General features: G+C 39.1%; 9 protein-coding genes. 7 read left to right on the top strand and 2 right to left on the bottom strand.

Annotation, left to right across the window (positions count from 1 at the left end; genetic code table 11):
- Window positions 1-11 precede the first annotated feature (11 nt).
- Genes dinG through P3J6_RS15160 form a run of 6 tightly spaced genes read left to right on the top strand, consistent with a single transcriptional unit; the run spans window position 12 to window position 4,831 of the window.
- Entirely contained in the window at window positions 12-2,087 is a 2,076-nt protein-coding gene (gene dinG, locus P3J6_RS15135) for an ATP-dependent DNA helicase DinG (protein WP_054202434.1), read from the top strand.
- Window positions 2,087-2,863, top strand: a complete 777-nt coding sequence (locus P3J6_RS15140; RefSeq protein ID WP_198523457.1) for a TSUP family transporter — start codon at window positions 2,087-2,089, stop codon at window positions 2,861-2,863. Before dinG ends, P3J6_RS15140 begins: the two co-directional genes overlap by 1 nt.
- Before the next feature lies 1 nt (window position 2,864).
- Window positions 2,865-3,473 carry a primosomal replication protein gene (locus P3J6_RS15145; RefSeq protein WP_198523458.1) on the top strand — a complete coding sequence of 203 codons (609 nt, stop codon included), beginning with the start codon at window positions 2,865-2,867 and terminating at the stop codon, window positions 3,471-3,473.
- Complete coding sequence (locus P3J6_RS15150) at window positions 3,473-4,360, top strand: histone deacetylase family protein (protein WP_198523459.1); 888 nt, start codon at window positions 3,473-3,475, stop codon at window positions 4,358-4,360. The genes P3J6_RS15145 and P3J6_RS15150 overlap by 1 nt, the downstream gene beginning before the upstream one ends.
- 50 nt (window positions 4,361-4,410) lie before the next feature.
- On the top strand, window positions 4,411-4,683 hold the full coding sequence (locus tag P3J6_RS15155; RefSeq protein ID WP_138605010.1) for a late competence development ComFB family protein: 273 nt from the start codon (window positions 4,411-4,413) through the stop codon (window positions 4,681-4,683).
- A complete protein-coding gene (locus P3J6_RS15160; RefSeq protein WP_138605011.1) occupies window positions 4,676-4,831 on the top strand; it encodes a YbaM family protein in 156 nt (51 codons plus the stop codon). Before P3J6_RS15155 ends, P3J6_RS15160 begins: the two co-directional genes overlap by 8 nt.
- Before the next feature lie 13 nt (window positions 4,832-4,844).
- Here the strand turns inward: P3J6_RS15160 and P3J6_RS15165 are convergent, their stop codons facing one another.
- Window positions 4,845-7,010: an exonuclease domain-containing protein gene (locus tag P3J6_RS15165; RefSeq protein WP_198523460.1), complete on the bottom strand. Its 2,166-nt coding sequence runs from the start codon at window positions 7,008-7,010 to the stop codon at window positions 4,845-4,847.
- A gap of 190 nt (window positions 7,011-7,200) precedes the next feature.
- On the opposite strand from P3J6_RS15165, the gene P3J6_RS15170 reads away from it, so the two are divergent.
- Window positions 7,201-8,625 (top strand): sugar porter family MFS transporter, encoded by a 1,425-nt coding sequence (locus P3J6_RS15170; protein WP_178956325.1) that lies wholly within the window; start codon window positions 7,201-7,203, stop codon window positions 8,623-8,625.
- 162 nt (window positions 8,626-8,787) lie between these two features.
- On the opposite strand, the gene P3J6_RS15175 is transcribed toward P3J6_RS15170, so the two are convergent.
- Entirely contained in the window at window positions 8,788-11,544 is a 2,757-nt protein-coding gene (locus tag P3J6_RS15175; protein WP_198523461.1) for a response regulator, read from the bottom strand.
- Window positions 11,545-11,714: the final 170 nt, after the last annotated feature.

Raw genomic sequence — 11,714 nt, forward strand, 5'->3', positions numbered from 1 at the left:
TTAATCATCACATGCTATCGAGCTCACTTAAAAAAACAATTAGACAAGTACACCAGCATGTTGCAAATAACCTAACCGATTACCGCCCTCGCAGTAGTCAAAACTATTTAGTTGCTGAAATCGCCAAAACATTAGCCGGTGAATACCATAAAAAACAACGTATTTGTGTTATTGAAGCAGGCACCGGCACCGGTAAGTCATTAGCTTACTGTCTAGGCGCTCTACCATTGGCATTAGCACAAAAAAAGAAACTGGTTATTTCTACGGCTACTGTTGCTTTGCAAGAGCAATTAATCGCTAAAGAACTGCCGTTTTTTAAAAAGCACTCAGGGCTCGATTTTAAATTTGATTTAGTAAAAGGCCGCCAACGTTATATTTGCGCTCACAAACTTCATAATGCGCTGAACAGCGATAGCCAAACTCAAATGGAGTTTATGCCTACCCTTACATCACCACTAAGTGATATGGAAACTAAGTGCTTAAAGCAACTTTACGATGCCTATGTAAACAAAAAATGGCAAGGAGATAGAGACAGCTGGGCTGATACCATTCCTGATAGGGTATGGGGACTAATTGCTTGCGATAAGCATGCTTGCCAACGCCAGATGAAAGCACACCAAACATGTCCTTTTCAACTCGCCCGCCAGCAGTTAATGCAAATGGATGTTTTAGTTATAAACCATTCGTTACTATTAGCCGATTTAGATTTAGGGGGCGGAAAAATTTTACCCGAACCCGACAATACCATTTATGTAATCGATGAAGCGCATCACCTTGCGCATATTACCCGCGATTTTTCATCTGCTGCAGCTACAATAAAAGGCACGATAGATTGGCTCGACAAACTCACTAAATTTAGTGGCAAAATGGCCAAAGTATTAGTGGGGCAAAAAGGTATTGGGCAAAACTTTAAATTATGCGATAGCGTTAACGATGCAAACAAAGATTTAAAAGTAGTCCGCGATATTCTCGACAACGCCGATTTTGAATATTCAAAAGACGATACCTATCGCTTTGAACATGGTGAAATTCCTAAATCGCTACACGCTAAGGCAAAAGACATTAGCGAAGCCACGCTTGATGCATTACGGTGTTTGAATAAAATGCACGACACCCTCACACAAGATGTAAGCGACGGTGATATTAAACCTTATGTTGCCGACCCCATTCTGGCTGAAAGTGGGCAATACATAAATCGCTTAGAACAACTTAATAAATTATGGTTTAGTTACGCTACTAAAGGCGAAGGCACGCCGCATGCGCGTTGGATAAAACGACTTGAATATAAAAGCCATCATGATCACTTGCTTAGCGACTGCCCCATTGAGGTCGGTTACTATTTAAAAGATAAGCTGTGGAGCGAATGTGCTGGAGCCGTGCTATGTTCAGCTACCTTGAGCGCACTAGGCTCATTTGATCACTTTGCTTATGAAAGCGGTCTTGCTAAAGAAGAAGGGGTAAAGTTTATAAAAGTCCCCTCCCCGTTTGACTACCCAAAACAAGCCACTCTGCGTATTCCGACGTCAAGCATAGAGCCAACAGATAAAGAATTTAGCGATCATATTGCTAAAACATTACCCGAATATCTAAACACTAAAAAAGCCAACTTAGTGTTGTTTGCCTCTTACTGGCAAATGGACCATGTAAGTAAGTTTCTTAGAACAAAGGGATTTAACCTATTAGTACAAGGTGAAATGTCACGAGAAGCTTTACTCAAATTACATACTAAAAATATTGATGAAGGCAAAGGCAGTATTTTATTTGGCACCCAAAGCCTTTCTGAAGGACTTGATTTACCTGGTAAATATTTAGAAAACCTAATTATTACAAAAATTCCATTTGCGGTGCCCACATCGCCAATAGAAGAAGCACAAGCGGAGTTTGTGCAAAGTAAAGGCGGTAATCCGTTTTTATCTATAACCGTGCCAGACGCAGCAAAGAAATTGGTACAAAGCTGTGGTAGACTGCTGCGCAAAGAAAGTGATATTGGCACAATAACTATTTTAGATAGACGCTTAATCACCAAACGATATGGCAAAGCCATGCTCGACACCTTACCACCTTTTAAAAGACAAATAGATTACTGATGTTTGAACTTGCACTCGACCCAACAACTTGGGCTATTTTATGTGGCGTTGCACTTTTAGCAGGCTTTATTGATGCTATTGCTGGCGGTGGTGGTTTACTCACTGTACCGGCACTGTTAACGGCGGGATTACCTCCTCATTTAACGCTCGGCACTAATAAATTGGCCGCCAGTTTTGGCTCGTTAACTGCCAGTATTACCTATTATAAAAAACAATTATTTAACCCACGATTTTGGTTTGCTTCTATAATCGCCACCGCCATAGGTGCTTTGTTAGGCACACTCATTGTTGATCATTTAAGCATTGAGTTTTTAAATAAGCTCTTACCCATTATTATTATTTTAGTGGCTTGCTACAGCTTATTTGGTAATTTAAGTACCACACAAAGCGACGACCTACCTGAATTAACCCGCGCAATAAAAATTAAACAGTGGCTACAAGGGTTAAGCCTAGGTTTTTTTGATGGCTTAGCTGGGCCTGGAACGGGAACTTTTTGGACTGCCTCAAACGGTATGCTTTATAAAATGAGTTTGCTACTTAATTGTGGTTTGGCGCGTTCAATGAATTTTGTTTCTAACTTTATCTCGTTGATCACCTTTGTTGCACTTGGCCATGTTAACTTTTTACTGGGAATTACAATGGGCTTCTTTATCATGCTTGGTGCATGGTTTGGCGCACATTCAGCGATTCGTTTTGGCAGTAAATTTATTCGTCCAGTATTTAATGCTATGGTTATACTTTTAGCATTAAAACTAATTTACGAGGCATACTTTTAATATGCAATCTGCTGCTTTAGACAAACTACGCCAACAAGTTGCCACGCTTAAGCAACAAGCAGAGCGATTTGACAAAGCAAAGCTCTTTTCTAAAAACCGGTATATGCAGGCACAGCCGAGCCTATTTGACAGAGCCGTGTTTAGCACCAAAAGTATGAACTTAGCCGACTACGTAGTAGAAATAGAAGATGAAATAGCTAGCCTACCACCTAGCGAACACCGCCATGCTTACACCTATGCACTTGAGCGTATTGCCAGTCAGGTACAAGCGGTATTTAATGTTATTAAATCGACCCCTATTTGGGTGAAAGAAAATAAAAGTCATTATAAGCCTCGTGCTAAACAGCCTGTTTATAAACAAGCGGTGCAAAAAATCATGCAATCATCCCACGAATTATATGATGAACTTAAACAAAACCATGAATTTGAACGTCGCCTAGTACTGATGATTGAAGAGCGTAAATTGCAAATGGAAAAAGCATCGCCTGCGCAAGCACAAAAGCTTAACCAAGAAATTTTAACTACTCATGCACGACTCGGCCGTTGTAGAAAAGCGATTTCTGCCACCGAAGACAAAATTCAACAAGTAGAAAAACAACAGCTACGCTAATGCAGCTTTTTTATCACCCTCTCTACTCTGCTTTAACGCTCCCTGAGCGCCATCGATTTCCAATTAAAAAATATCAACAGCTCAAGCATGAAGTTGAACATTTAGGCTATACGCGGTTTATATCGCCTTCGCCAGCAACTAAAGCGCAGTTAAGCTTATGCCATAGCTCAGATTATATTGCTGACTTTTTAAATGGGTCGCTAACTGACAAAGCGGTTAAAAAAATGGGATTTCCTCACTCTTATAAACTTGTTGAGCGAACTCTTTACTCTGTTGGTGCCAGTATTCAAGCCGCTGAAACAGCACTTGAAAGTGGTTTAGCGGTTAATTTAAGTGGCGGCTATCACCATGCTTACAGCAATTACGGCAGTGGCTTTTGTATTTTTAATGATTTAGCCATTGCGGCAGCGCATCTTATTTCAACAGAGCAAGCCGACACTGTATTAATATTTGATTGTGACGTACACCAAGGTGACGGTACCGCGCAAATAACCCAACAGCACGAGCAGATAATTAGTTGCTCAATTCACTGTGAACAAAACTTTCCTCGGCAAAAACAGCTCTCAAACTATGACTTTGGCTTACCTGCAAACACCACAGATGCAGAGTATTTAACAACACTAGAGCAAGCTCTTGAGTTATGTGTTCGTCTCCACCAGCCCGATATTATTTTATATAATGCGGGCGCCGATATTTATACCAAAGACGAACTCGGCTTATTTGATGTTTCCTTAGCTGGTGTGTATAAACGCGACTTTGCTGTTCTTAACTTTTGTAAGCAGCGAAACATACCACTGACGTGCGCTTTAGGTGGCGGTTATCAACGTAACATCAACAATTTAGTTAGTGTCCATAAGCAACTATTTAAAGCGACTCTCGATTTATAACAATCCTTGGTATAGACTCATTACAGACAATAAAAAAGAGTGACAGGAATATGCGATTAGATGACGACATACACAATTTTTACGAAAAACTCGTTTTAGAAGAAATAGAAAAACGTAAACTTAATGAACGTTACAACGACGATGTAATGGCTGACTTTTGCTGCACCGTTCTCAATCAATTACCACCCCGCTATATTCGTTACGATGTAGATATGGCGTTTTATTTAACTCAAACAGATCGTTTAGATATGCAGCAACGCGTAGAAGTTGCCATTAATTTTGCGATTGATCAAATAGCTAAAAAGAAAGCGCTCCATGAGTAACCCACTAGAAGAAGCTCCTACACACGTGAAACTGGCTGTTGATTTAATTATGATTTTAGAGCAACACGATGTAGAGCCAGAAGAAGTATTAAAAGCGCTCGATATCGTAAAAAGTGACTTTGAAAATAAAGTAACAAAGCGCACTTAGCGCTTTTTACTTCCTAAACGCAAACCCTATTTGTAGATTGTTGTACCAGTAACAATAACTGCGCGGCCGCTTTAGCATCATCTAATGCACGGTGATGGTTAGTTAAATCTAAATTAAAGTGTGCAGATAAATTCCCCAGTGAGTACGACTTTAATCCCTTAAATGCTTTACGTGATTCAACAACGGTACATAGTTTTGGCATTTTAAAGTTGATTCCCAGCCCATCAAGCTCTTTTTTAATAAAGCCATAATCAAAATTAACATTGTGAGCGACAAAAATACTACCCGAAAGCTTATCTAATAAAGTCGAAGCAATGTCGCTAAATATAGGCGCATCACTTACCATGGCGTCGTTGATACCGGTTAGTTTAGTAATAAAACGAGGGATAGGCCGCTCTGGGTTTATCAGCGTAGTCCATGTATCAATAATGTTGCCTTGCTGTATTTTAACAACACCAATTTCGGTAATTCGGTTCCCCCCTTTTAGGCCCCCTGTTGTTTCAATATCTACCACACTATAAATCCGCTTAGGATCTACATACCAGTTTACCGCTGCAATATTTACGATAAAGCCACAGCTTTTTAAATTATCGATACTCACTAGTTGGTTTCTTTTGAGCTTATCGCCAGGCGCTTTAACCTCTTCAAAATGAACGGCGTTATTATCAACAATCATTAAATCGGGATAACCATCTTTTAGCTGTCGGTAGTTCTTTGCCATATTTTTTAAATGCTGAAGTAAAGCCGTTATTGGGCTATTTAATATAAGCATCTCTACTGGCTTTAAAACATCTGGGTGCCACCTAAATAAGCCATTTGGTTGCTCATAATACTTCGCGGCATGGTTACACACTAAACGCAGCAATTTGGGGGTACTATTACACGCAGCCAGCCGCGCTTCTATTTGTGAGGATTGATTTAAGTAAAAGGAGTCTGTTTTTAACGCTTGTGGGAAAATATCAAATTCATTACAAAGCGGCGTCGGGGTTTCAATAAATAGCTCTTGCCAAAAAACCAGCGCAAATAGGCTTTGCCACAAAGTATTTTCAGTATAAAAAACCTGTTTGCCTTGACGAGTGTAGTGATCGCTTACACCTAACTCAACATCGCCGCGGTAAAGTTCATCAACTTCTATAATGCAGCGTGTACTGGCTAACATTTCACTGAGCCGCGAACGGGTTTGCTTGTTAAATTTACGCATTAAAAAGTCATCTGCAAAATACAGTAACTCATCACTAAGCGGGTTTTCTATAATTTGCTCAAGCTGCGTTTTTACCCATTGCTTATTGCCTTGTCGATATTGCTCCCTTATTTGAATCTCGAGGGCTTGTGCATCGTCTTCGCAAGCATTAAGTACATCAAACGCAAGTGTTGGGTTAGTTGTTTTTAGTTGCTTATAAAGTATAACCAGTAACTTGTTTTTTAACTCTTGTGCAATAACCCCCAACGCTACTTCATTTATTAGCTTCTTTGCTAGTACCTCTCTTTCATTGTCATCTTTTGTATTTTTAAGCGTTAGTCGCAAACGGTTTAATGCATAGTTAGACTGCGCTTCCTCTATTGAATCAAAGCGCGACAAGCTTTCACTATGCTCTTGCCTAACAGGTGTTACGCCTAAATCTCGCAGTACAAATCGATTTTGATGATTAATATCGCCTGCACTGAGCCTGCCGATATATAAAAATTCAAAATACTCGTAATACTCTTCTCTATTATTTATCACGTACTGATTATATAAGTGTGCAAGACACTCTGGCTTAGATTCAAAGAATGAACTAGCTATTTCAACTAAGTTACTTTTAGCAGCGCTTTTTTTAAATAATGGTGGTTGTTCTTGCTTTTCTAGCAGCTCTATTAAGGCCGGTTTTGTTAGGTGACTTAGTAGTTGCCTATGATCTTTATTAGAGGGTTCTACAATTAACTTTGCCGCTTTTAATTTAAAAAGTGCTTGGTATGGCGAGCTAATTTCTTCGTAGTTTAATGATTGGGTTTGAACTAAATAAGGCTTACGAGAATAAATGCGCGCCAACATACACTGGCTCTGCTCGTCGAGCGTATTTATTTTACTAATAAATGAAATATGCTTTTGCTCGAGTAAATGCATGCATTTCTCGCTCACAAACGTTAATAGCTCTCTAAAATGTGCCAAATAATATTTCGCTGGTAACTCTTTTTTCATAAAACCGCCCACACTGTATATAAAAACAGTATCTAGTATCTCGTTATTTTTATCAACCCAATAAAATTTTTATGCATACGTATTACTATTGAAATATCTTTTTTAGCGTGATCACTCTGTGCTAAGGTTGCCAGCAAATTTAGTGCTACTTTAACTACATTACACATAATAAAAATTAGGATTGAACAACATGACGACACAGCATGCAACTAAAGGTGAGCATAGCGCACAGACTAAGTGCTCGCTTTTATATGTTATTTTTATATCGGCCGTTGCCGCTATTGGTGGCTTTTTATTTGGTTTCGATTCGGGCGTTATAAACGGCACCGTATCGGCATTAGGTAATACATTTAACTCAAGCAGTGTTGCAACTGGTTTTAATGTTGCATCTGTATTATTAGGTTGTGCGCTGGGGGCTTTAGCTGCTGGCCCATTAGCTGACAAATTTGGCCGTCGCGCTATTATGATTGTCACTGCCATTATATTTGCAGTCAGCGCTTTTGGCTCTGGGGTTGCCGATAGTTCTGCTGAGTTTATTTTTTACCGCTTATTTGGCGGATTAGGCATAGGTGCAGCCTCTGTTTTAGCACCTGCTTATATTGCAGAAGTAGCACCAGCAAGTTTACGTGGTCGTTTAGCGACATTACAACAACTCGCTATCGTACTTGGTTTATTTGCAGCCTTTTTAAGTAATTACCTAATTGCTAACGCCGCTGGCGGTGCCGAAGGTATTTTAATGTTAGATTTAGCCGCATGGCGCTGGATGTTTTGGGCTGAACTTGTTCCTGCAGGCTTATTTTTAATTGGCGTACTTTTTATTCCTGAGTCACCGCGTTACCTAGTCGCACAAGGTAAACTTAAACACGCTAAAACTGTATTTAATAAAATCTCAAATGACGATGCTGATACGCAAATCAATGACGTGAAGCAGTCTCTGCAAAGTGATAAAAAACCAAGTATTCGCGACTTATTTATTGATGGCAGTAAAAAAGTACATCCTATTGTTTGGGTGGGTGTAGCTTTATCGGTTTTCCAACAATTTGTTGGTATTAACGTGGTATTTTATTACGGCTCAGAGCTATGGCAAGCCGCTGGTTTTGATGAATCACAATCACTGTTTATTAATGTACTTGCAGGCACCACCAATATTTTATCTACCTTTATAGCTATTGCCTTAGTCGATAAAGTAGGCCGTAAGCCACTATTATTGGTAGGTAGCATAGGTATGTTTATTAGTTTAAGTGCACTTACCTACACCTTTGGAAGTGCAGGCCTTGATGAAGCGGGCAAGTTAGCACTTAGCGAAAATATGGGTACCTTTGCATTAATAATGGCTAATTTATTTGTGGTATTTTTTGGCTTAAGCTGGGGCCCTATTGTATGGGTACTACTTGGTGAAATGTTCAATAACCGTATTCGCGGAGCAGCCCTTGCTGTTGCAGCTAGCGCACAATGGATAGCTAACTTTGCTATTACTATGACCTTCCCGATTATGCTCGGCAGTATTGGTTTAGCAGGTGCTTATGGCTTTTACACTCTTTCGGCATTTATTAGTGTATTTTTTGTGGTTAAATACATCAAAGAAACACGCGGCATGAAATTAGAGTCAATGTAATTATATAGCCTGAGTAGCGCCGACTTTCCATTAGTTTACTCAGGCTAACCCCACCATTCTATTATCTTATTTTTCTGCTCATAAAACTAATTAGATACATTTAACCATTTGGCAAGCGGATACTCTCTGGCACGTTCTAAGCTTTTGCCTGTTGAACTATTATCAACTGAGTATGTTAGCAATCACAGTGTATAAATCATCACTATTAATTGGTTTGGCTATAAAGTCATCCATACCTGCTATTAAGCATCGCTGTTTATCTTCTTCATAGGCATTAGCCGTAATCGCTACTATGGGCACTCGCAAACCTGTTTTAACTTCCATAACTCTAATTGTGCGTGTACATTCATAGCCATCCATATTAGGCATTTGGCAATCCATTAAAATCAAATCAAACGATTGCTCTTTTAATACATCAAGAGCCTTAACACCATCCTCGGCGATAACTATCACCGCTTCAGTCGGCTCCAACATTTTTGAAATAACATGTCGGTTAATCGCATTATCTTCAACTAACAGTATGTGCTTACCCAACAGGTTTGGTTGCATAGCTGTTTTTTTAGGTAACGTTGATGGGGTATCTGCTGATTTTGGTGCACTAATGCTAAATGTAAACGTACTACCTTTACCCTCTTCGCTATGTAACTGAATTTCACCGTCCATCATTTTTATCAGCTTTTGCGAAATAGCCAACCCGAGCCCTGTTCCCCCATATTTACGCGCAACGCCCACATCAGCTTGAGTAAATTCGCTAAATAACAGTGATTGCTGTGCCTTCGCAATACCAATACCACTATCTTCAACGCTAACTTGAAGCTTATTATCGTGATAATCAAACGATAAATTTACAAAGCCTTGCTGCGTAAATTTATACGCATTAGAGAGTAAATTTATGATCACCTGATTTAAGCGTAATTCATCAACACTAATACACTGTGGCAAATTATTAGTGTGAATAACCGTAAATTCTACCTCTTTGGCAGCAACAATCGAGGAAAATAAAGAGCGTATATTTTCGATAAATGGAGTTAGCTGCGTGGGCCTAATATTTAGCTCCATGGCATTTGCTTCAATTTTAGAAAAATCTAAAATATCGTTAAGAATATTAAGCAAGTTTTTGGCACTTTTTTGCTGTGTGATTAACAATTCCTTTTGTTCGGTACTCAAGGACTGATCTCTAAGCAAAACCTCTCCCATACCTAATATGCCATTCATAGGTGTTCTAAGTTCATGACTCATGTTTGCTAAAAATTGTGACTTAGCAATATTTGCTTCATTGGCGAGTTTAACCGCTTGTGTTAATTCAGTTGTTTGCTCTGCGACTTTATTTTCTAATTGCTGATTAAATTGGCTAAGCTGCTTATTGAGTTCTTCATTTTCTATATTAGATGCTTCTAAATTGCGAATTGAATGCTGTAAAGCACTGCCCAACATGTCAAATTGATACTGCAATTGTAGTACTTCATACCAACTAGATTCCGTATTGAATACCTGCTTTTTTGTTTTGCTAAAGTCTTGAATTAAATTAGTCAGCTCTCTAATTGGCTTGGTAAGTAAGTGAGTAAATTTATAAATAAACAACACAACCAATACCATCGAAATTAAGCCTAGTAACATGGTTGGCAACCATGTACCCACGACCACTATGGTTATGTACTTTCGATTATAAAAAGAAATAACCTGCCAACCATTTTTGTCATCAATAAACTGACTTGTGTGATACATTTCATTATCAGCAGAGCGAAATAGTTGGCTGTTAGGTTGACGCTGAGCTTTAAAAGCTTGCAGGTTAAAGTCACTCAGTGCAGTAAACTGATTTAGTGAACTAAATACTACTTTTTTGTTGGCATCTAAAATTACTAACTGCCCTTTATATTCAAATAAGTCCGGAATAAATCGCTCTAGTCGGTCTAGTTGGAGCGAGCCCTCAATAACACCATAAAATTCATCATCTCTATAAATAGGAGCGGAAAGTGCTACGATCGGTTGATTCCCTAATCCCCTTCCTCGAAATACACCACTGCTATAACCGAAAGGGTACTGCTGAGCTTGAGAAAAATAAGAGCGATCATTAACATAACGCTGCTCTTTAGTTAGTCCACTTAGTAGCTCGCTCGGCATGCTGTTTTTAACAAGGCCCTTTGGACTGGCATAAAGGCTAGTTAAAAAACCTGGATATAAAGCCATCAACTGCTCTAACTGAGGCTGAATTTGCCCACCAACGCTAATTGCATTACTGGTCATTACAACCGCGTTTTTATGAAACTGTAAATAATCATTGAGCTGAGTGCTAATTGATTGAGACTGCTCTTTGAGTTGCGTATTCACTTCGTATTCTAAACGCGAATAATGCTGATTAACCAAAGAAACACTGGTGATCAACACCACTAAAATAATGATAACGCTAACAATATAACTTAAAATACGTGCAAGAGGTTGTCCTTGATAGACTCGACTGGCATGAGGAACAAACAGACTGACCAAGTCGACCAGGGCCAATGCAATCATGGCATTTATTAAGTACTTTGAGGCAGCCACAACAAGTGTGAGCCAAGGCAGGCCTATAACAAAGTGACCCAAAAACCACACCAGTGGTAAACCTACTAAAAACCAAAATACAGCGCCTAAGGGAAGTATTGGCTTAGAACGCTTTAAACAAAAGGCATAAAGCCAAAACAGCTCAAGCACATAAACAACACTGTTCCAGCTATGTCCCCAGCGATAAAATAAAAAACCAGTTACAATCGCTAAGCTAAGGAGAGAATAACGTAGCCCTGCAAACACTAGGCTAAGTATTACAAACGTCTGACCAAATAAAAATTCAGAGCTATCAAAAAAATACAGAGGTAAAAGATTAACGCAACCTCCAATAAGCCCAAGTAATATTGCCAGCGCCCATTTATTCCTCTGAGATGTCATATTGACCCTTAATAGCTTTATTGAACACCTGCGGCGTAAAGTATAATCACGAGTTTTAATTATTACTTACCCATTAGCTATTGTCTATAAAGACAAAGAATTAGCTAAGTGCGTAAAAGCCAGAATTAGCGTACGAATAACAAAATAAAATATTAGAAAATAGATAAATG

Source organism: Pseudoalteromonas sp. 3J6, from assembly GCF_903995135.1.
In the GTDB taxonomy this organism is placed as follows: Bacteria; Pseudomonadota; Gammaproteobacteria; order Enterobacterales; family Alteromonadaceae; genus Pseudoalteromonas.